Source organism: Pararhizobium sp. A13 (assembly GCF_040126305.1).
In the GTDB taxonomy this organism is placed as follows: domain Bacteria; phylum Pseudomonadota; class Alphaproteobacteria; order Rhizobiales; family Rhizobiaceae; genus Pararhizobium.
Genome location: NZ_CP149510.1, coordinates 2,003,884 through 2,025,107, shown reverse-complemented (window position 1 = coordinate 2,025,107; position 21,224 = coordinate 2,003,884). Strand labels below are relative to the sequence as shown.

Annotated in this window: 19 protein-coding genes; 6 read left to right on the top strand and 13 right to left on the bottom strand. The window is 62.7% G+C overall.

Going from position 1 to position 21,224, the window contains the following annotated elements; genetic code table 11:
• The first annotated feature begins 40 nt into the window (after positions 1–40).
• A complete protein-coding gene (locus WI754_RS09755; protein ID WP_349437518.1) occupies positions 41–1,015 on the top strand; it encodes a LysR substrate-binding domain-containing protein in 975 nt (324 codons plus the stop codon).
• Here WI754_RS09755 and WI754_RS09750 read toward each other — a convergent pair.
• Entirely contained in the window at positions 979–2,340 is a 1,362-nt protein-coding gene (locus tag WI754_RS09750) for an EAL domain-containing protein (RefSeq protein ID WP_349437517.1), read from the bottom strand. The genes WI754_RS09755 and WI754_RS09750 overlap by 37 nt on opposite strands.
• Before the next feature lie 199 nt (positions 2,341–2,539).
• Positions 2,540–4,276 (bottom strand): response regulator, encoded by a 1,737-nt coding sequence (locus WI754_RS09745; RefSeq protein ID WP_349437516.1) that lies wholly within the window; start codon positions 4,274–4,276, stop codon positions 2,540–2,542.
• Positions 4,277–4,556: 280 nt separating this feature from the next.
• Between WI754_RS09745 and mutL the strand changes: the two genes are divergently transcribed.
• Positions 4,557–6,356, top strand: a complete 1,800-nt coding sequence (gene mutL / locus WI754_RS09740; protein ID WP_349437515.1) for a DNA mismatch repair endonuclease MutL — start codon at positions 4,557–4,559, stop codon at positions 6,354–6,356.
• 244 nt (positions 6,357–6,600) lie between these two features.
• Complete coding sequence (locus WI754_RS09735; protein ID WP_349437514.1) at positions 6,601–6,831, top strand: DUF2093 domain-containing protein; 231 nt, start codon at positions 6,601–6,603, stop codon at positions 6,829–6,831.
• An 11-nt stretch (positions 6,832–6,842) separates the two neighbouring features.
• Here WI754_RS09735 and lpxK read toward each other — a convergent pair whose 3' ends face one another.
• Entirely contained in the window at positions 6,843–7,880 is a 1,038-nt protein-coding gene (gene lpxK / locus WI754_RS09730; protein WP_349437513.1) for a tetraacyldisaccharide 4'-kinase, read from the bottom strand.
• A 314-nt stretch (positions 7,881–8,194) separates the two neighbouring features.
• On the opposite strand from lpxK, the gene WI754_RS09725 reads away from it, so the two are divergent.
• Positions 8,195–9,292 (top strand): flagellin, encoded by a 1,098-nt coding sequence (locus WI754_RS09725; protein WP_349437512.1) that lies wholly within the window; start codon positions 8,195–8,197, stop codon positions 9,290–9,292.
• A gap of 19 nt (positions 9,293–9,311) precedes the next feature.
• Here WI754_RS09725 and WI754_RS09720 read toward each other — a convergent pair whose 3' ends face one another.
• From WI754_RS09720 to WI754_RS09700, 5 genes are all read right to left on the bottom strand, one after another.
• Positions 9,312–10,019 carry an HAD family hydrolase gene (locus WI754_RS09720; RefSeq protein WP_349437511.1) on the bottom strand — a complete coding sequence of 236 codons (708 nt, stop codon included), beginning with the start codon at positions 10,017–10,019 and terminating at the stop codon, positions 9,312–9,314.
• Positions 10,020–10,038: 19 nt separating this feature from the next.
• Complete coding sequence (gene waaA, locus WI754_RS09715; protein WP_349437510.1) at positions 10,039–11,352, bottom strand: lipid IV(A) 3-deoxy-D-manno-octulosonic acid transferase; 1,314 nt, start codon at positions 11,350–11,352, stop codon at positions 10,039–10,041.
• Positions 11,353–11,449: 97 nt separating this feature from the next.
• Positions 11,450–11,686 (bottom strand): DUF4170 domain-containing protein, encoded by a 237-nt coding sequence (locus WI754_RS09710; protein ID WP_349437509.1) that lies wholly within the window; start codon positions 11,684–11,686, stop codon positions 11,450–11,452.
• Between the two features lie 58 nt (positions 11,687–11,744).
• Positions 11,745–12,557 (bottom strand): 3'(2'),5'-bisphosphate nucleotidase CysQ, encoded by an 813-nt coding sequence (locus WI754_RS09705; protein WP_349437508.1) that lies wholly within the window; start codon positions 12,555–12,557, stop codon positions 11,745–11,747.
• A 60-nt stretch (positions 12,558–12,617) separates the two neighbouring features.
• Positions 12,618–13,964, bottom strand: a complete 1,347-nt coding sequence (locus tag WI754_RS09700) for a TldD/PmbA family protein (RefSeq protein WP_349437507.1) — start codon at positions 13,962–13,964, stop codon at positions 12,618–12,620.
• Between the two features lie 170 nt (positions 13,965–14,134).
• Here WI754_RS09700 and WI754_RS09695 point away from each other — a divergent pair, with 170 nt between their 5' ends.
• Positions 14,135–15,994 (top strand): monovalent cation:proton antiporter-2 (CPA2) family protein, encoded by a 1,860-nt coding sequence (locus tag WI754_RS09695; RefSeq protein ID WP_349437506.1) that lies wholly within the window; start codon positions 14,135–14,137, stop codon positions 15,992–15,994.
• Positions 15,995–16,000: 6 nt separating this feature from the next.
• Here WI754_RS09695 and WI754_RS09690 read toward each other — a convergent pair whose 3' ends face one another.
• The 3 genes from WI754_RS09690 to WI754_RS09680 are packed head-to-tail and all read right to left on the bottom strand — an operon-like array spanning position 16,001 to position 19,397.
• On the bottom strand, positions 16,001–16,867 hold the full coding sequence (locus tag WI754_RS09690) for a patatin-like phospholipase family protein (protein ID WP_349437505.1): 867 nt from the start codon (positions 16,865–16,867) through the stop codon (positions 16,001–16,003).
• Positions 16,868–16,886: 19 nt separating this feature from the next.
• Positions 16,887–17,447, bottom strand: a complete 561-nt coding sequence (gene rsmD / locus WI754_RS09685; RefSeq protein ID WP_349437504.1) for a 16S rRNA (guanine(966)-N(2))-methyltransferase RsmD — start codon at positions 17,445–17,447, stop codon at positions 16,887–16,889.
• Positions 17,448–17,453: 6 nt separating this feature from the next.
• Positions 17,454–19,397, bottom strand: coding sequence for a pseudouridine synthase (locus WI754_RS09680; RefSeq protein ID WP_349437502.1), 1,944 nt, complete (start codon positions 19,395–19,397; stop codon positions 17,454–17,456).
• Between the two features lie 77 nt (positions 19,398–19,474).
• Between WI754_RS09680 and WI754_RS09675 the strand changes: the two genes are divergently transcribed.
• The gene (locus tag WI754_RS09675; protein WP_349437501.1) at positions 19,475–19,924 is read left to right on the top strand and encodes a nucleoside deaminase; all 450 of its coding nucleotides are present in this window, start codon (positions 19,475–19,477) and stop codon (positions 19,922–19,924) included.
• Between the two features lie 10 nt (positions 19,925–19,934).
• Here WI754_RS09675 and WI754_RS09670 read toward each other — a convergent pair whose 3' ends face one another.
• Both WI754_RS09670 and WI754_RS09665 read right to left on the bottom strand, forming a co-directional pair.
• Positions 19,935–20,411, bottom strand: coding sequence for a GNAT family N-acetyltransferase (locus tag WI754_RS09670; protein WP_349437499.1), 477 nt, complete (start codon positions 20,409–20,411; stop codon positions 19,935–19,937).
• A 6-nt stretch (positions 20,412–20,417) separates the two neighbouring features.
• Positions 20,418–21,035, bottom strand: coding sequence for a hypothetical protein (locus WI754_RS09665; RefSeq protein ID WP_349437497.1), 618 nt, complete (start codon positions 21,033–21,035; stop codon positions 20,418–20,420).
• Positions 21,036–21,224: the final 189 nt, after the last annotated feature.

Below are 21,224 nucleotides of genomic sequence, written 5' to 3'. Positions count from 1 at the left end.
TAACGCTGGAAAAATTCAACACATGATATAAGCTGAATTTATGGAAACCCTGCGCCGCCTGCTGCCCTCCGCCTCCAGCCTGATCGTCTTCGAGGCGGCCGGCCGCCACCAGAATTTCACCCGCGCCGCCAATGAGTTGGCAATGACGCAGGCCGCCGTCTCCTATGCCATCCGCGGCCTCGAAGACCAGCTTGGCGTGCCGCTGTTCCATCGGGTTCACCGTGCCGTGCAATTGACGGAAGCGGGAGAGAAATTCCATGCCGATGTATCGCTCGGTCTGTCGCGGATTCAGAAATCAGCCGAGGACATCCGGGCGAAGCGCCGCGAAAGCAATGTGACGCTCGCCGCCTCGACCGCATTCGCCTCGATGTGGATGCTGCCGCGGCTGACCAAGCTGCGCGAGGACCTGCCCGAGATCGACTTGCGCATCCAGACCAGCGTGCGCGATCTCGATCTGGAAGAAGAGCCGATCCCGCTCGGCGTGCGCGGCGGCGGCGATCCGGCCAACTGGCCGCGCTATCATACGGCCCTGCTGGCGCCGGAAGTGATCAGCGCCGTGGCGTCGCCCGCCTTCGTCGAGGCTCACGGCATGCCGCAGCATCCCGGCGATCTTTTGAAACACTCGCTGATCCATCTGGAGGAGCCGGTCAGGCGCGCCTATAGCTGGCAGGAATGGTTTGCCAGCGCCGGGGTATCCTATCCGGCCCAGTCGAGGCGGTTGACGCTCAACGACTATGTGCTCGTCATCCAGGCGGTGCTTGCCGGCGAGGGCATCGCGCTCGGCTGGAACCATCTGATCGAGCGGCAGGTTCGCTCAGGCGCGCTTATCCCGGTCGGCAATCATGTGCTGAAGACGGATCTGGCGTTCTACGTGGTCTGGCCGCGCTCGCGCGAACTCAACCATCAGGCCCGACGGGTGCGCGACTGGCTCCTTGCCGAAGGGGGCCGGGAAATGCTGGACAGCGAAGGCGGCAGGCCTCAGATAGCGACGGACATCGTCGGCGTTGGTTCCTGATACTTTTCCGCAAGATAGCGGAGCGTCGTCACCGAGTCGGCGGGCTTTCCATAGAAATATCCCTGCCCCATGCCGCAGCCGAGACCCTTCAGTTTCGATGCTTCGGCCAAATCCTCGATACCCTCGGCAACCACTTCGAGATTGAGACCGTCGCACATGGCGATGATCGCCTTGACGATGTGTTCCGACGCGCGATCGGCGGCAATGCGCGAGACGAAGGCGCGGTCGACCTTGACCTTGTCGAAGGAGAAATCACGCAGGCGGCCGAGGCTGGATTGCCCGGTGCCGAAATCGTCGAGCGAAATGCGCACGCCGGCGGCCCTGAGTTCGGTGACAATCCTCTGAGCCACATCGGCATCGGTCATCACGGCGGTTTCGGTGATTTCCAGCTCCAGGCGACGCGGGTCGAGGCCGACGCGATTGATGATCGCCAACACGTTGGCACTTGTCGACGGGTCCATCAGTTGCGCCGAAGACAGGTTGAACGACAGGAAGAGCTCCTTCGGCCACTGCAGCGCCGTCTCTGCGGCCTTGCGCAGCAGCGTTTCCGAGAGGGCATCGATGAAGCCGCGCTCCTCGGCAAGCGGCACGAAGACGGCGGGAGAAACGTAGCCGAGGTCCGGATCACACCAGCGCGCCAGCGCCTCGAAACCAACCACCGTGTCCGTCTTCAGATTGACGATCGGCTGGAAATGCACGTCGACCTCATCGGCGATGATGGCATTGCGCAGCGCCTGCTCGAGCTGCGTCGCGCGCTTCATCTCCTGGGCGATTTCCTGGGAATAGACGGTGATCTGTCCGCGGCCGCGGCGCTTCGAGCGATAAAGCGCCGTATCGGCGCTTTTCAGAAGGTCCTCGAACTCCTCGCCGGCGAAGGGATAGACGGCAAAACCGAAGGAGGCAGACAGGCGGACGTTGCGCTCGCCAAGATCGAAGGGGGCCGAGAGCACCTCCTTCAGCATGTTGCCGACCTTCTCGGCCGCCTTGCGCTCGAACACCAGCGGCAGCACGAAGGCGAACTCGTCGCCGCCGGCGCGGATCACGGTCGCACCATCAGGAACGCAGGCGAGCAGCCGGTTGGCGACCTGGCAGAGGATTTCATCGCCGGCATGCGGCCCGAAGAGATCGTTGATCGGCTTGAACCCATCGAGATTGGCAAGGCCGATTGTAAAGGGTGCGGGGTCGCTGGCGCGATCGGCGGCGATTTGGCGCACCTTGTCGCGCAGCCTGTATGAATTGCCAAGACCGGTCAGCGGATCGGTGTAGGCCATGGCATGCAGATCATTCTGGCTTATGTGCTGAGACGATGTTTCAGCAGAATTCATAACGCATTCCCGGGAGTGGCTCTAAGGCATTGTCAGGAATAGACGATGGACAGCGAGGGTTAAGATTTCGAAAGCATCCCCTCACCAGTTTCCACAGTGCCCTCCCCAATTCTTGGGAGTTGACACCGGATATCGGAAAAATCTGTCCTGCGCTCTCAATTTCCCGGTCATTCATGGCTGCGCGAACCGGTAACGGACTTCAGCCTGCCATACGTTCGGGTCTGGTGACCACGAACTTGCGGTAGACGGCCTCTATCATGTCCGGGCTGATCGGCTTGGTGATGTGATCGTCCATGCCCGCCGCTTTGCTCTGTTCGATATCGATATCCAGCGCCTGGGCCGTCACGGCAATGATCGGCGTCTGGAAGGCGGCCGATTTTTCAGCCGCACGGATCGCTCGCGCCGCATCGAAGCCGTTCATGACCGGCATGGAAAGATCCATCAGGACGAGATTTGGCCGGTACTGCTGCCACAGCCGCACAGCCTCCTCGCCATTGGCCGCGATGCGGTAGGATATGCCGAGTCCTTCGAGGATCTGCGCAAAGACAAACTGGTTGATTTCGTTGTCTTCGGCGACCACGACTTCGACTTCCGGCACAAGCCTGGTGGCAAGCCCGATATCCGGCACGATGATATCCCAATCGGCCGGGGCACCGGCCGCATCCACAGCATTCCCGCCCGATCCCTCGCCGCAAAGCGCAAGGATGCTTGCACGCAACTCGGATGCTTTCCAGTTCTTTGCCAGTTGCAAGGATGGCGATGCCTTCCAGTTGGCGATCATGTCCTGTGCCCCAGCCATTGCGCCATCGACAATCAGAGCTGCAATCTCAATACCGCGCGCCGCGCAAACGTCCCTGAACGCTGTCAGTTCCGCTTTGTTTCTGACCGCGCATGCATCGAGACCCCATCGGCGCAACTGTGGCACAAGGTTCTGCTCGAGAGCCGCCGTCGGGGTCATCACCAGGACCCGGCGCCTGATCGCGGAAATCGGCTCGATGATTGCACCGGCTTCGACCAGATGCTGCATATCGATCGATCGGAACGGGTCGTAACAATTCTGGGCCGGGGTAAAGGCGCTGTAATCCCTGACTTCCAGCGACGACCGACCTGACGCAACGCTGTCAAGGTCGCTGTAACCGACGACGAGATCGGTCACATCGTTCATGCAGGTGACGAGCAGATATTTTCCCGGATCGCCGACGCGGAACTTGCAGGTGACGACCCAAAGATCGTCGCCATCGGCCTGAACGATCTGCTCGGGCAAGGAATGGATGTCTCCGGTTTCCAGCGTCGCGCGGTCGGAGCGCTCGAATTTTTCGGCAAGTTCCGGCTCCAGCAGGTCCCATACGGAGCGCCCGAGGATGGCATCGGCCGTCATGCCGTGGATGGCGCAGAATGCCTTGTTGACGGCGACATAGTTCAAGTTGCGGTCTTTCACGCAGATCGGATTGGGCAGGCAATCGAGGATGCCCTCGGTTAGCTCGACCCTTTCAAGATCGAGCTGCATCTGCTCTTCACGCTTTTTCTGCTCGGAGACATCGCTGATCCAGACGATGCCGAGGCCGTTGGAGAGCCGCCGTTTACGCAGGCTGATCCAGCGGTGGCGGCCGATGCGCTCCACCACTTCGAAGCGCTCGCGCCAATGGTGGGAAAGATGCTCGGAAATCCATTCGTCGCGATTGGCATGCCTGCGGCTCGTTTCCGGCGCGGTGCCGCTGCGAACGCCGGAATCGAAGATGGCACCGAGAAAATCCCTGAGCCGCGTCCCGGTTTCCAGGAACTGCGCCGGGATGGGATAGAACTGTAGAATGGGCCGGCTTGCAAAAATGATCTCATCGTTCTTGTCGCAGACAAGAATAGCCAAGCCGAGCGCGTCAGACGTCGCTTCGAGCACCGATTTCTGGATGTTCGCGCCGAAAGACGCTACATCAATCATTACATAGCCCTCATATAACCTTAGCGGCTTCTTTTCCGGGACATGCTGACAAACGTGCCTCTTTAGGCCGCCTTTGGGATAAACGCCTTGGGCGGCCAGCTGCGCCACAAGCACCAAATGACAAAACCCGTGCTCATTCAGGTTCTTGGCGAAAGTCGCAGCTTTGTATTAAGGCCTGATTAAACCCGCCTGCCTTTATCGGGCATACCGCCTTGGATACATCCGGGGATAGAATGGACGACGTACTTTTCATGCGACGCCGAATCCCGGACAATAGGCCATGGCCATCAAACAACTCTCCGAGACCCTCATCAACCAGATCGCCGCCGGCGAAGTCATCGAACGGCCGGCGAGCGCTGCCAAGGAGCTGATCGAGAATGCGCTCGATGCCGGCGCGACGCGCATCGAGATCGCCACGGCAGGCGGCGGCAAGACGCTGCTTCGGGTCATCGACAATGGTTGCGGCATGGCGCCGGACGATCTCGAACTGGCGGTTCGGCGTCATTGCACCTCAAAACTCGACGACAATCTTCTCGACATCCGGACGCTCGGTTTTCGCGGCGAGGCCCTGCCCTCGATCGGCTCCGTCGCGCGGCTGACGATCACCAGCCGACCGGCTGGGGCAAGCCATGGCGCCGAGATCGGCGTGATCGGCGGCAAGCTGCAGCCGGTGAAGCCGGCGGCCGTGAACCAGGGCACCGTCGTCGAGGTGCGCGACCTGTTCTTTGCCACGCCGGCCCGGTTGAACTTCATGAAGACAGAACGGGCCGAAGCCTCGGCGATCTCCGACGTCGTCAGGCGCATGGCGATCGCCTTTCCGGGCGTTCGCTTCGTGCTGTCCGGCTCCGACCGGACGACGCTCGAATTTCCGGCCACGGGCGACGACCGGCTTGCCCGCATCGCCCAGGTGCTCGGCCGCGAGTTCCGCGACAATGCCATCGAGATCGATGCGGAACGTGAAGGCGCGCGGCTGACCGGATTTGCCGGCGTGCCGACCTTCAACCGCGGTAACTCGCTGCAGCAATATGCCTTCGTCAACGGCCGCCCGGTGCAGGACAAGCTGATCTGGTCGGCGTTGCGCGCAGCCTATGCCGAAACCATCCCGCAGGGCCGCTATCCGGTGGCGGTGCTGTCTCTAACGGTCGATCCGGATGTAGTGGATGTCAATGTGCATCCGGCGAAATCGGATGTCCGCTTCCGTGACCCAGGTCTCATTCGCGGCCTGATCATCGGCGCGATCCGGCAGGCCCTGGCTCAGGATGGCGACCGGGCGTCGACGACCGGCGCCAGCGGGTTGATGCGGGCGTTCCGGCCGGAGCCGCAGCGGCCGAATGGCGGCTGGAGCGCTTCCTCATCTCCCTACCGGCCGATGGGATTCGATGCGCCGCCGCGCGGCTTCAGCGAGGCGCCACAGGCCGCGTTCGCCGAAATGGCAACGCCGTCGGCCCGCGCGCCAACGTTTGAGCCCGAAGCAATAGCCGTTTCGCAGCCCGAGAGGGCCCATCCACTGGGCGCAGCGCGAGCACAACTGCACGAGAACTATATCGTCGCCCAGACCGAAGATGGCCTTGTCATCGTCGATCAGCATGCGGCGCACGAGCGGCTTGTGTTCGAGGAGTTGCGCAAGGGACTGAATTCCAGGCCGATCCCGGCGCAAGCGCTGCTCATTCCGGAAATCGTCGATCTGCCTGAAGACGATTGTGACAGGCTGATCAGCCATTCCGCCGAGTTCTCCCGGCTCGGGCTTGGCATCGAGCGCTTCGGCCCCGGCGCGGTCGCGATCCGCGAAACGCCGTCGATGCTCGGCGAAATGGATGCTGTCGGACTGGTGCGGCAACTGGCCGACGAGCTTGCCGAATGGGATACGGCCAACGGGCTTGCCAGCCGGCTCGACTATCTGGCGGCGACCATGGCCTGCCATGGCTCGGTGCGCTCCGGCCGGCGGCTCAGGCCAGAGGAGATGAATGCGCTGCTCAGGCAGATGGAGGCAACGCCCGGCTCCGGCCAGTGCAATCACGGCCGACCGACCTATATCGAGTTGAAACTGTCCGACATCGAGCGACTGTTTGGCCGCAGCTAAGGCATGTCGCCCGAACGGGGCAGCAGTTCGGGATAACGACGTGGATAGAAAAGACCCTAAGCGCGGCGCACTTAGGTACGCCGCCTGTCAATTGCGCTGGAAATTTGGCGTTTTGCGCGCTAGAGCATGATTACAACAGGTGATGCTTGGATACGCAGTTGCTCAAGGCCTCAGGCGCGTCCAGAGGGATGCCGGCCAGCATGCGCTGCGACAGCGGAAGACAAAAATGCGAGGTCGAAGGACAATGAACCGGTTTGAAGGCAACGGTAACAGGGAAGCCAAGATCCGCTATCTCGATGGCGACTTCCAGATCGTCCTGCCTGGATCATATATCACCTGCGCGGTGACCGGCGCTACTATCCCCGTCGACGAACTGCGTTACTGGAGCGTCGCGCGGCAGGAAGCCTATGCCGATGCAGAGGCGTCGTATCAGGCCGACAAACGCGCCGGAATCCTGCCGAACCAGAAATCATAAGGCGCCCGTCCTTATTTCTTGTCCTTGCGCAGGCTGCGTGCCCGCGCGGCCTTCAGCGCCGCGTCGATGATCTTGCCTGGCGAGGCCGGATCGTCGAAGCGGACTTCAACGTCGATCACCCGGCTCTTTTCCATCAGTTCCCCAGCCCGGCCATGGCTTGGCTCCAGCCGCACCATATCCTTGGCCGTCGTCACGAGCTGGTAGCCCTGGGCAGCAGCGTGGTCGAGCAAATCCGCAATCTCGTCCTCGGAAAAATGGTGGTGATCGGGGAAGCTGCGGCTTTCAGCGAGGACCGCCCCGGTCTCGCGCACCGTGCGGAAGAATTTTTCGGGATCAGCGATGCCGGCCCAGGCGAGAACCGGAACGTCCTTCAGGCTGCCATCGTCGAGATGCACGACATTGGCTTCGTAGATCTGCTTGCCGGCGCGGGCCGCCCGGCGGATCAGCGCGTCAGCACGGTCACCATTGCCGATCTTCAGAAGCGCCGAGGCGTGGCGTATCTGCTGGCGCAGGGGCGCGCGGACCGGGCCGGAGGGGATCAGGAAACCGTTGCCGATCCCCCTTCGGCTGTCGATCACCAGCAGCGAAAAATCGAAGGTCAGCCGGGCGCTCTGGAAACCATCGTCCATGATGATGAGATCGGCCCCTTCGGCAGCCAGCCGCCGAGCACCTTCGACGCGCCTGCGGCAAACCACGGCGAGGCCTTCGCGGGCCAGAAGCAGCGGCTCGTCGCCGACGTCGCGGGCGCGGTGATGCATGACATCAACCACCGTCGTCACATCGAGCGAGCCGCCATAACCACGGCTTAGAAACCCCGGCTTCAGGCCACGCTTGCGGGCGGCCCGGGCAAGCGCGATCGCGGTCGGCGTCTTGCCCGCCCCGCCGACAGTGAAATTGCCGACACAGATGATGGGAACAGACACGGAAGCGCGCCGCGCATGGTCCATGCGCGAACCGGAAATGCGACCATAAATCCAGGACAATGGCCAGAGGCCGTAGGCGCGCCAATCCGCTTTGGTCCACCAGAATGGCGGTGCTTCAGAAACCATCAGTCGTTCCAGGCCTCCCCACGCCCACCGGTGCTCGCCATTTGCAGCGCGGCAAAAATTTTTTCCCGTTGCCGAAACAAATTCTTCTCCCGGAAAAACGCTTTGGCTGGCGACACAAAACGGCAGATTGCCGGGAATTGCAAGCCATCGGTCTATTCGCCGCGGCAAATGAACGGGCCTTTCGACACTTCGAAACGCGCGCTCGGCATCGCCGAAAGCCAACGCGATATACCGGGTATTAACCAGTCCGCGGCACTGTTGGTTAACCAGATTTGGTAACCTCCGTTTTCCAGTTTTTCGTAGCGGACTTTGAAATGACGACCATAAGCTTCAACTCGGCGGCCACCGCCGCTCTGGCAATATTGCGCCATAACGACAGCACTCACGACAAACTTCAGAACGTCGTAACGACGGGCATGCGGATCTCGGAAGCGGCCGACAATGCCGCCTACTGGTCGATCGCCACCGATATGCGCAACACCAACAAAGCGACCAGCACCGTCATCGATGCGCTCGAGCTTGGCGCCGCCCTCGTTGACGTGTCCTACCAGGCGATGGAAGACCTGATCGACATCACCTCGCAGATCAAGACGAAGATCGTGGCCATGAAGGAGCCGGGGGTCGACCGTTACAAGGTCAGCGCGGAAATCTACGCACTGGAAAAGCAATTCCTCTCCACCACGGAATCGGCCTCGTTCAACGGCCGCAACCTTCTGGCCCCCGGCAAGCTCAACTATACGGAAGAAACCTATACCGACGGCAACGGCAAGACGCTGAAATACATCGAGATGAGCCCGCCCGATGCCAATCTCGTCTTCGGCGGCATCGTGTCGAGCTATACCAAGGGCCATGTCGGCATCATCAACATCTATGGCGACAGCAACCTCAACGTCTTCGGCCCGGCCAGCTACAAGAACGACGATGGCAGCATCACGGCCGCGGGCGGACTTGTCGACACTCCGCAGGCCGACGGCATGACCGGCGGCGTGGCGCATGAGGATGCCGCCAAGACCATGGCATGGCTGCCGGCCTTCAACGGCCGCACCCAGATCGCCTTTGCCAACGGCGCCCAGACCGACGACATGTTCAGCGCCTCGCATATGGGCGACGTGCCAGACGATCTCGTCGAATACGCGACCGACCTGCTCCTGACCCGTTATGACGATATCCACACGACGCTGACCGACCGGGCGGCGACACTCGGTTCGCTCAGCATGCGCATCGACATGCAGACCGACTACAACCGGACGCTTTCGGCAACGATCACCAAGGGCGTCGGCCGTCTGGTGGATGCTGACATGAGCGACGCCTCGACCAAGCTGAAAGCCATCCAGTCGCAGGTCCAGCTGGCTGTCCAGGCGCTCAACATCGCCAACAACGCGCCATCGCTGCTGATGCAGCTGTTCCAGTGAGCGAGCAGGTAGCCGAGCGCTAGATCAGAACGGTCTCGAGCTCGGTGATATCGTTGAGGCAATGATCGGATGCCGCTGCGAGCGATTGCGGCGAGCCGGTACCGGTGAGGACGGCGACGGTGAGGCCGACACCGGCGCTTCGGCCCATATGCAGATCATGGTTGTTGTCACCGACGACCGCCACTTGGTGCGGCTCAAGCCCGGTTGCGGCGCAGAAGCCGTGGACCATGCCCGGCTGCGGCTTGGTGCCGAAGCCGCTGTCGTAGCCCGCGACGTAATGCAGATAGCCATCGAAGCCGAAGCGCTTCGCCGTTTCGCGGATCGAGCGTTCGTTGTCACTTGAGGCGACGCCGAGCCGATAGCCCTTGGCGTGCAGGCCAGCAAAAAAGGCGGCGAGATCGGTAACCGGCACCGCATAGGCGGCCGAGTTGGAAAAGAGCCCGTCAAGTTTCGCCGTCAGCGCTTCCACCGTATAGGGCGCTCCGGCGGCAACCATGCCCGTCGCGATTTCGACGGTATTGCCTGCGGCGAGAAGGCTGTCCGGCGTCACATAGCCGGTATCAGGGTCCATGCCGCCCGCCACCAGCAGGCGCCGGGCAAGGTCCTGGTCACCGTCGGCAGCGATGCTGGCAACCTCGTAATTCACCGGAACCCAGCTTTTGACATAGTCGAGCAGCGTCCCGTCCTTGTCGAAGAGGATGCCGGATATCGCTTTGTCGGTCGTCATCGGACATGCCTCCGGAAAATCAGGTCTCGCTGCGCGGCTGCAGCCGCGCCTTCACCGTCAGCGGATTGATATAGGGCTCCAGCCCCCTGATCGTCGCCGACAGCGCTCCGCGCATTTCATGCACGGTTTCGAGCCCGGCATCGATCATCTTGCGACGCACCTCGTCGTTGACGAGCAGATAGTTGACGCCCTTGGCCAGCATCTCGACATCGCGGATGATCTTGGCGCTGCCGTTCTTGGCGAGCATCTGATAGGTGTCGCGGAAATTCTGGACGTTGCCGCCCGACAGGATCGCGCAGCCGAGCATGGCCGGCTCCAGCGGGTTCTGCCCGCCCTCGCCAAACAGCGAGCGGCCGACGAAGGCGACTTCGGTCAAGCGGAGATAAAGTCCCATCTCGCCGATCGTGTCACCAAGGAAGATATCCGTCTCCGGCGTGATCGGATCATTGCGCGTGCGCCGCGCGACCGTCAGCCCCTTGGAATTCAGCATCGCCTCGATCGCATCGCAGCGTTCGGGATGGCGCGGCACGATGATCGTCAGCAGCCCCGTGCGTTCCTTCAAGGCGCGATGGACGATGCCCGCGGCATTCTCCTCGCCTTCGAAGGTCGAGATCGCAGCCCAGGTCTTGCGGTCGCGGATCTGCTGGCTGTAGCGTTTCAGGACGTGCCCGTCATGCGGCGGCGCATCGGTATCCACCTTCAGATTGCCCGACACCATCACCGGTAGCGCGCCCAGCGTGCGGAACCGGTCGGCATCGAGGTCCGACTGGGCGATGACCAGCGCCAGGTTTTCGAACAAGGCATCGGCAAGCCACGGACGCTTCTTCCAGCGGCCGAAGGTGCGATCCGACAGGCGGCCGTTGACCAGCACCTGCGGAATATGACGCTGACCGAGCTCGACGATGGTCATCGGCCAGATTTCCGATTCCGCGATGATCGCCAGATCCGGCTCCCAATAGTCGAGGAAACGGGCAACGGCCGGCTTGAAATCGAGTGGCACATATTGGTGGATGACGCTGGATCCGAGCCGCTCGGCGGCAACGCGCGCCGACGTCGTCGTTCCCGTCGTCAGCACGACGGCGATGCCGCGGCGAGACACTTCCCTGATCAGCGGAATGACCGCCGTGGTCTCGCCGACGCTTGCGGCATGAAACCAGACCAGCGGCCCTTGCGGGCGCGGGGCGCTGGCATGGCCATAGCGCTCCTGGCGGCGGGTGGAATCCTCCTTGCCCTTGGCGGCGCGGGCAGCAAGGTAGGACCAGACGAGCGGATAGATCGCCGTGCCGATCCAGCGGTAGCTGGACAGCGCCACCCGGGCAAGCATGCGGCTCATGAGAAGACGTCTCCGCTTTCGCGTTCAGGCCTTGAAACCCCAACGTTTCCAGCGGCAGCCCTTGCGGACGCCATAGCCTGTGCGAACCGGAGCGGCATCAAGCCTGTTCCGGATCGAGCAGCCGGTGCATGTGCACGATGAAATAACGCATATGGGCGTTGTCGACCGTCAGCTGCGCCTTGGATTTCCAGGCGGTCAGCGCGCTGTCGTAGTCGGGGAAAATGCCGACGACGTCGAGCTTGTCCAAGTCGCGGAACTGCACGTCGGTCAGCGTCGTCAGTTCACCGCCGAACACGAGATGGAGCCGCTGTTTTTTTTCCGAATTCTGAGCCATCTGACCTTCCGTTTTCTGACCGTATTTTCTTGTGGTTTGCGGCATTCAGCCGGAAAGGTCAATGGCCCTCCAGCCCTTGCGAGGCAGCAATCAACGCCGGCAAAGCGGGCATTGCCGCGGCGCACAGCACGGTATGGCGAACATTGGGGCGATTGTAGGAAAGCGGCTGCCCGTCGAGGCCGAAAAGCGCGCCACCGGCTCGCTCAAGGATCAGATCGGCGGCGGCAAGATCCCAATCGTGCGAGTTTTTCTTGACGATCGTGCCGTCGATGCGCCCATCGGCGATCATGGCGATCCGATAGGCAAGCGAGGGCACATGGGCAATACGCGAAACGCCCGAGCGGTAGCCATGTTCGAGCAGTCCGACCGTCTCTTCCGCAAGTGCAATACGCAGCACCGCATCCTTCTCAGTCTTCACGGTAACCTGCAGGCCGTTCTTCAAGGCATCGCCCGTCAGCGTCGCCTGGAACAGTTCATCAAGCGCCGGCGCAAACAGCACGCCGGCAACCGGGCGGCCAAGATGCACGACGGCGACGCTGACGCACCAGACATCCTTGCCGGCGATGAAGGCGCGGGTTCCGTCGATCGGATCGACGACGAAGACGGTATCGCACCCGAGCCGGGCTTCGTCGTCATCGGTCTCCTCCGACAGCCAGCCGTAATTGGGCCGGGCCGTCAGGAGCTTTTCCTTCAGGATGTCATTGGCGGCATAATCCGCCTCGCTGACGGGCGAGCGTCCGCCATTCTTCCATTGGACGTCCGGATCCTTGCGGAAGTAGGACAGCGCCTTTTCACCCGCGGCCTTCGCGGCCATCGTGATCAATTCCAGATCGCTGGCCCATTGTTCCGGCGACGGGTGGACGGCATTCATTCAGTCTTTCCATTTCCCGCGGCCGCCGGCCGCGTTGAAGGTCGATCTACGGATGGCGGCTCACTTGCCCGCGAGTGTCATTCCCTCGATGGCAAGCGTCGGTGCGGCGACACCGAATTTGCGATCAATGTCGTCTGCCAGCGTGACGCCGAAGAACATCTGCCTGAGGTTCGAGGCAATGGTGACCTCCGATACGGGGAAGGTCAACTCGCCGTTCTCGATCCAGAAGCCCGAGGCGCCGCGGCTGTATTCCCCCGTCAGCATGTTAACGCCCTGGCCGATCAATTCTGTCACGTAAAAACCGGTTGCGACATTGCGGATCAGGTCCTCGCGGGAAATATCTCCAGGCTCCAGCGCGAAATTCGTCGGCGACGGCGACACCGCGGGGCCACCGCGCACGCCGCGTCCGTTGGTTTCCAGCCCGAGCTCCCTGCCGGTGGAGGTCGAAAGGAACCAGTGCTTGAGCACCCCATCCTCGATCATCGACAGTTTCTGCCCAGTCACGCCTTCTCCATCGAAGGGACGCGATGAGGAGCCGCGCACCACCAGCGGATCGTCGGTGACATGGATGCCAGCCTTCATGACGGGCTTTCCCATCATGTCGCGCAGGAAGCTCGTCTTGCGGGCGACCGACGCGCCGTTGATCGCGCCGGCGATGTGCCCGGCAAAACCGCGCGCCATGCGAGGATCAAAAACGACGGTGACATTCTTCTGGGTCGGCACCTGGCGCGGGCCGATACGGGCGACCGCCCTTTCGCCGGCTGTGCGACCGATTTCGGCGGCCGATTTCAGGTCGGCGAAATAGAGGCGGCTGTCGAAATCATAGTCGCGCTCCATCTTCGTGCCGTCGCCGGCAATGGCGCTGACCGAGCGGCCGAAGCGCGTGCCCATATAGGCGCCGGAAAACCCGTGCGAGGTGACCAGAACCATCCCGCCCATGCCGGCCGACGCGCCGGCACCGCTGGAATTGGTGACACCGTTGACGGCAAGGGCTGCCTCTTCCGCTTCGAGTGCTGCCGCTGAGAGCGCATCCGTCGATACCTCCGTCGGATCGAAGAGATCGAGATCAGGATAGGATCTCGCCAGGCGCGCGGCATCGGCGAGGCTTGCGAAGGGATCCTCCGGCGAGGCCTTGGCCATGGCCACCGCGCGTTCGGCCAGGACCGTCAGGTCGAAGCCCGGATTGGCCGAAACGCTGGCGACGCGGCGGCCGACAAATACGCGCAGGGAAAAATCATCGCTTTCCGACGCCTCCGTTCCCTCGACCTTTCCAAGCCGCACCGAGACGGAGCGGGACCGGGAGCGAACCGCGACGGCATCCGCCTGGTCAGCGCCGGCCTTCAGCGCCAGGTCGACAAGTTCGGCCGCCCGTTTCTGGAGAACGTCGGAATCGATAATATCGGACATGATTTAGCCTTTCATTCCTGCCCCATTTATTGTGCACTGGGACGGGCATCAAGGGCATATCCTGATTCTTGGCCGCAGCCCCGCCGAAATACCCCGATCCCGGGCAATCTCTTGCCCAAAGAAAAGATGCGATAACCCGCGGGAACCGCCACGGGCAAGAAAGAGCAGACATGTCGACGACACCCGCCCTCACTTCACAGGCCCTCTTGCTGCTCGGCGGCGCCGTCGTGGCGGCCCCGATCTTCAAGAAGCTCGGGCTCGGCACGGTTCTCGGCTATCTGGCTGCCGGCGTCATTATCGGTCCGCTGCTGCACCAGATCACCGAGGGCGAGCAGATTCTCGGTTTTGCCGAACTGGGCGTCGTCTTCCTGCTGTTCATCATCGGCCTTGAGCTGAAGCCCTCGCGTCTCTGGCAGATGCGCCGCGACATCTTCGGGCTCGGAACCGCGCAGGTGCTTCTGACCGGCGCTGCTGTCTCGGCGATCATCTTCGAAGTCGGACTGCTCGACTGGAGCGGCAGCGTCATCACCGGGTTCGGGCTGGCGCTGTCATCGACGGCCTTCGCATTGCAGATCCTCGATGAGAACGGCGACACCAATACACGCTACGGACAACGGGCATTTTCGGTGCTCCTGCTGCAGGACCTGGCGATCGTGCCGCTGCTGGCGTTGATCCCGCTGCTCGCCCTGCAGGCGCCTGAAGATACCAGCCCGCCGCTCCAGGACTTCGCCATCGCCGTCGGCGCGATCCTGATCATGGTGGTTGCCGGCCGCTATCTGCTCAATCCCTTGTTCCAGATCATTGCCCGCACGGGTGCGCGGGAGGTGATGATCGCCGCCGCACTGCTGATCGTGCTCGGTGCCGCAACGATGATGCAGCTTGCCGGTCTCTCGATGGCGATGGGATCGTTCCTCGCCGGCGTTCTGCTCGCAGAATCCTCCTACCGCCATGAACTGGAAGCCGATATCGAACCGTTCCGTGGGCTGCTGCTGGCTCTGTTCTTCATGGCCGTCGGGCTGTCATTGGAGATCCACGTCATCCTTGAGAACTATCTGCTGATCCTGGTCGCGGTGCCGCTGCTAATGCTGGTCAAGGCGGTGATCATCTACACCCTTTGCCGCGCGACGGGATCGCCGCACAACGACGCGGTGCGCATCGGGCTGCTCTTGCCGCAGGGTGGCGAATTCGGCTTCGTGCTCTTCACTGCCGCTGCCACAGCCGGCGTGTTTTCCGCCGGTTGGGCGTCGCTGCTGATCGTCATCGTCACCCTGTCTATGGCGCTGACGCCTGCCGCCGCGGCGCTCGCCGGCTTGCTCATGCACGAGCACGAGGACATCACGGAAGAGCTCGAGGAGGATTTCGACGGCGCCGGCGCCGATGTGCTGATGATCGGCTTTTCCCGCTTCGGCCAGATCGCCTCGCAGATCCTGCTTGCCGGAGGACGCGAGGTCACGATCATCGATCATTCCGCTGCCCGCGTTCGCCAGGCCGCGACCTTCGGGTTCCGCATCTATTTCGGCGACGGTACGCGGCTCGACGTGCTGCGCGCGGCCGGCATCGAGCGTGCCAAGATCGTCGCGGTCTGCACGCAGAAGATGGAAATCACCGACAAGATCGTCGACATGGTGCAGACGGAATATCCGAACGCCCGCATCTATGCCCGCTCCTATGACCGCCTGCATACGCTGTCACTGCGGGCACGCGGCGTCGACTATGAATTGCGCGAAACCTTCGAGTCCGGCCTCGTGTTCGGTCGGAAGACGCTGGAAGGGCTGGGGGTCGGCGACAATGAAGCGCAGGAAATCATGGACGACATCCGCCGGCGCGACGAGGCGCGGCTGGCGGTTCAGGAAGCCGAAGGCATCAGCGCCGGCCGCGACATGCTGCACTTCGAACCAGTCAAACCGGAGCCGCTGATAAAGCCAAGACGCGAGGCGGCACCTTCGCTGGAACCGGGCGACGACATCCTTTCGGCTACGACGAACATCAAGGCCAAGCCGGAAAACGACGTGCTGGCTGGCGCGGACTGATCCCACTCAGGCTCGACTTTTCGCCTCAAAGGCTGCGTCAAGCGCGGCCTTGAGCTCGTCCTTGACCGGCGCCGTTGCAGCCAGCACGTCCTGCGCCTTGAGGAAGTCCATGACCCGGAAGCGGTTAACCTCGGGTCGCACGAGGATGTCCGGAGGATGCGCCTTCATCTTCATGGCGATGATCGACTGCATCATCAGCTGGCTGGCGCCGAACAGGCTGTCGATCCAGCTCGGCATGGTTTCGCCGTCGCCGTCCGGCCCGCCGACGACATCGACGCCGATGACGATATCGGCCAGACCGGTCAGATGATCGAAGGGCACCGGATTATAGAGGCCGCCGTCGATCATCACGCGGCCATCGATCCGGACGGGCATGAACACCGCCGGAAGCGCTGCCGAGGCTGCCAGCGCCTGATGCAGGTCGCCGGACTGGCAGACGCGCTCGGCTTGGCCGTAATAATCGGTGGTCATCACCTTCAGCGCCAGTTTGAGATCGCCGAAATCCTTCGGCACGCTCTCGGGGAGGAAAGCGGGAAGAATGCGCTCGATGTTGAACTGGCCGACGCGAAAGCCCTTTGTCACCTGAGTGAAACTCGATGGACGCAGGCTCCACAGGCGGTTGACGATTTCCTTGCGGCGGCCGACGGTCGCGATCGTGTGCTCGCGGATCTCAGCGCCGCTCAGGCCGGCCGCCATGCCCGCCCCCATGATCGCGCCGATCGAGGAGCCGGCGATCGCGACCGGTCGGATACCGAGCTCGTCCAATGCCTCGATGACGTGAATATGGGCGAGACCACGCGCGCCGCCGCCGCCGAAGGCTACAGCCACGGTCGGGTCCGCTGATTTTTTCACTGTTTCGAGGCCTTGCATCATGCTCAGCGTCTTTCCGGTATCACGCGGCGCGGTAACGGTAGAAATGCATCTTCGTATCGCCGAACAGGCGGTCGTCGATCACCTCGAAACCATCCTGCAGCATGGGCTGAACATCGGCCCGCTCTTCGAGAATGACAAGAGCGCCCGCCACCAGCCATCCGCCTTTTGCCGCAGAGGCGAGGGCTTTTTCGCCAAGCCCCTTGCCATAGGGCGGATCGGCAAAGACCAGATGGAACGGCTCGACGGTGCCGGCCGGTCCAAGATCGGTCGCATCGCGCCGGAAGATGCGCGCCCGGCCGGTCAGGCCGAACGCCTCGATATTGGTGCGCAACAGTCCCCTGCCCTCGGCGCTCTGCTCGACGAACAGCGCCTGACGGCAGCCGCGCGACAGGGCTTCGAGGCCAACCGCGCCAGTGCCGGCGAAGAGATCGAGGATGCGGGTGCCATCGAGAGCCTCCGCATAGGCATGGCTCAGGATGTTGAACAGGCTTTCGCGCGTCCGGTCCGTCGTCGGCCGGATGTCATTGGATTTGGGCGTTGCGAGCCCGCGCCCGCGAAACTCACCGCCGACGATCCGCACTTTCGCTTAGTTCCCGCGTCCGCGCGGCTTGCCGCCACCCGCCGGGCGTCCGCCGGAAGGCTTGCCGCCGCCGGGTTTTCCGCCGCCAGGTTTGCCACCACGCGGGCCGCCGCTTTTTGCACCGAAGGACTTGGCGCCGCCCGGCTTGCCGCCAAAGGACTTGCCGCGCGGCTTGTCGCCGACGGGACGATCTCCACGCGGCGGGCGGTCGCCGAAGTCCCGCGGCTTGCGATCACCATCCCCGCGAGAGAAGGACTTTTCGCCGAACGGCTTGCGCGGACGGTCTGACTGCGGACGATCACCCTGGGTGCTGTCGCTTCTTGGTCGATCGGAGAACGTGCGAGCGCCTTCGGCACGGGGCTTGCGATCACCAAACGGCTTGTCACCGTCGCGGCGCGGACGATCGCCACCATCGCGGCGAGCCGGGCGATCACCGAAGCCGCGTGCATCGCGGTCGCCGCCGCGCTTGCGGTCACTGCCGCGGCCTTCATCTCTGCTCGGCTCTTCGCTCGCCCTGATCCAGTCGCCGTCGTCATCGGCACGGTTGACCACGACGCGCGGGCCGCGATCAGGGCGATCGTAGACGGTCGCCTTCTTGCGGTCAGGATCGAATTTCTTGTTGGACTTCATCGCCAGACCATCCTTGGTCCGGCCATAGCGCTTGGTCGCAGGTGCGCCCTCCGGGCGCTCGCGGCGAACCGGCTTTTCGGCCACATCCGCTGCCTGCGCATCCTTGGGTTTCTTTTCGGCGATCGGCCGGGCACCCGGCGCCATCCAGACATTGGCCTTGCGGGGGCGCTGGGCGGGTTCGCGTTTCGGGCGGTCGTCGAATTTCGCCTCCGCACCGCGTTCCTTGCGGTCGCCACGCCCAGCGCCTCTATCGTCGCGCTTGGTATCGAGACGGGAAAGTGCCCGTTCGCGCTTGTCGCCTGCCTTTTCGCGGAAAGCGTCACGTTCCCTGGTCTCAGGCTTTCCAGCCGACCATTCGTTTTTTTGCGGCTTTTCTTCCTCCGCAGGGGCAGCGTCGAAGATCGGCGCGTCAAAATTCGCCTTCGCGTCTTCGATCAGACGCGGGCCGAGTTGATCGCGCAGCGTGCGGCCGCGAATTTCCTGGGCGCGGCCTTCCGGCAGTTCACCGAGCTGAAAGGGGCCGTAGGAAATGCGAATCAGGCGGTTCACGTCGAGGCCGAGCGCACCCATGACGTTCTTGATTTCGCGGTTCTTGCCTTCGCGCAGGCCCATGGTGATCCAGACGTTCGAGCCCTGGACCTTGTCCAGCGTCGCCTCGATCGAGCCATAAAGCACGCCGTCGACGGCAATGCCGTCCTTGAGCTTGTCGAGTGCCGCCTGGTCGATCGCGCCGTGGGCGCGCACGCGGTAGCGGCGCAGCCAGCCGGTCGACGGCAGTTCGAGAACGCGGGCCAGACCGCCGTCATTGGTGAGCAGCAGCAGGCCCTCGGTGTTGATATCGAGGCGGCCGATCGACAGGACGCGCGGCAGGTCCTCCGGCAGGTTGTCGAATACGGTCGGACGTCCCTCCGGATCGGAATTGGTGGTCACCAGGCCGGACGGCTTGTGATAGAGCCAGAGCCGGGTGCGCTCGATACCGCGGATCGGCTGGCCATCGACTTCGATCTTGTCCGCGAGCGTCGCATTGACGACCGGCGTGTCCAGCACTTTGCCATTCAAGCTGACGCGGCCTTCCATGATCATGCGCTCGATATCGCGCCGCGAAGCAACGCCGGCGCGCGCCAGAATCTTGGAAATGCGCTGCGGCACGTCCGCATCGACGGTTTCCACTGCCGCCGCTCTTGGCTTGCGCGGCTTTTCCGCTTCGGTCTTTTCAGCGCCCGAATGAGCGGCTGCGGTCTTGCGCGCGCCGGTATAGGGCTTCTTGTCGCGGCCAGTCGGCTTGCCGCCGGGCCGCTGGGGCTTGTCTTTGAATATCATTTGTGTTGCCTGCCTTTTGAGGCTGTCCTATCAGGTCACGGCCCAAGGGTTAAGAGAAATTATCGCGGGTTCCAACGATGGCTGAAACGAGCCGCTTCATGGATTTGGCGCTGGCAGAAGCCCGGATGGCAGGGGCACGCGGCGAAGTGCCTGTCGGCGCCGTGCTCGTCCTCAGCGGCGAGGTCATCGCGCGTGCCGGAAACCGGACCCGGGAACTCAATGACATCACCGCCCATGCCGAGATCGAAGTGATCCGGCAAGCCTGTCGCATCATCGGCGACGAGCGGCTTCCGGGTGCTGACCTCTATGTGACGCTCGAACCCTGCACCATGTGCGCCGCGGCCATCTCGTTTGCTCGGCTGCGGCGGCTCTACTACGGCGCCGAGGATCCGAAAGGCGGCGGTGTCGACAACGGCGTGCGTTTTTTCAGCCAGCCGACCTGCCACCATGCACCCGACGTCTATTCTGGTTTTTCAGCGCAGGCAGCGACGGATGTGCTCAAGCAGTTTTTTGCAGAGAAGCGTTGAGCGGGCGGCCTTAACCGGCGGCAAAGCTTTCGAGCGCCGCTCCGGACAAACGATAGCGCGTCCATTCGGTCAGCGGCTCGGCACCGATCGCCTGATAGGCCTTGATCGCCGGTTCGTTCCAGTCGAGTACGCTCCACTCGAACCGGCCACAGCCTTTTTCCACGGCGATTCGTGCCAGATAGCGCAGCATCAGGCGTCCGGCGCCGGTTCCGCGCTGCTCGGGCGTGATGTAGAGGTCTTCGAGATAAAGGCCGTTGCGGGCTTGCCAGGTCGAATAGCTGAAGAACCACACGGCAAAACCGACGGCAACACCATCGCGTTCGCAGATCGCTGCGTGTGAGACGGAATTCGGGCCGAACAGGGATTCGGTGATAGATTCGACCGTCGCCTCGACCTCGTGGCCGGCGTTTTCATAAATTGCCAATTCGGTGATGAAACGCAGGATGGTTCCTGCGTCGGCTGACGTCGCCTCGCGAATATCAAACATTGGCGATCAGAAAATATCCCACCACTTCTTGCCGCTGCCAGCGATCGCGGCTTCCTTCTTGCGGCGGCGCGCCTTGACCTGCTCCGGCTCGCCGAGATCCGCCGTCGCCTCTTCCGGCAGCTTGCGGTATTCGAGCGGCGGGTCACTGAGGAAGCGGCGCTTGTCGGCATAAGCGCCCATCTGGATCTTGCGCGCTTCCCGGTAGGCCTCTTGCTGCTCCTTGGCCGTCAGGCGACGGCCATTGGCGCTCGATTTGGCCAGCGGCGAAACATAGGTCGAGCTTTCGGCATTGGCATCAGCTTCGTCGCGCAGGCGCTGGCGCGTTTCTTCCGGTGATTCGAGCCACTGCGGATTGTCCTTGCTGGCAAGGTTCTGCTGCGGCTGCACCAGCGAAGCCGTCTCCGTTTGCGGCGGCAATACGAGGCCGGGCCGCGGCTGGTATTTGAGGTTCTTGGGCTTGCTCTCCCCAAGGCTGACCGTGCTGCCGAGGTCGTCCATCAGGTGTTCGCCGGCGGTCTTGTCCGTGCCGTAGGTCGGGCCGCCAATGCAGCCGGTCAGGACCAGGCTGCCAGCGACAACGCCGAAAATACCGGCATACACTCGAAACTCTCGCGTCATTCCCATGAAAACCCTTCCAGCGGCGCCGGCACGATCGATGTCTGAGGCGGCATTGCTGCGCCCTTGACGGATAAATCCGCCGATTTTCAGGCAGGTTCTACCGGATGAGCTGCAAAAGAGCAATTCACCCGGCAGACAATCCCTTAAGAGCATGATGCCGAAAGTGTGAAGCGGTTTTCGGGCGACATCATGCTC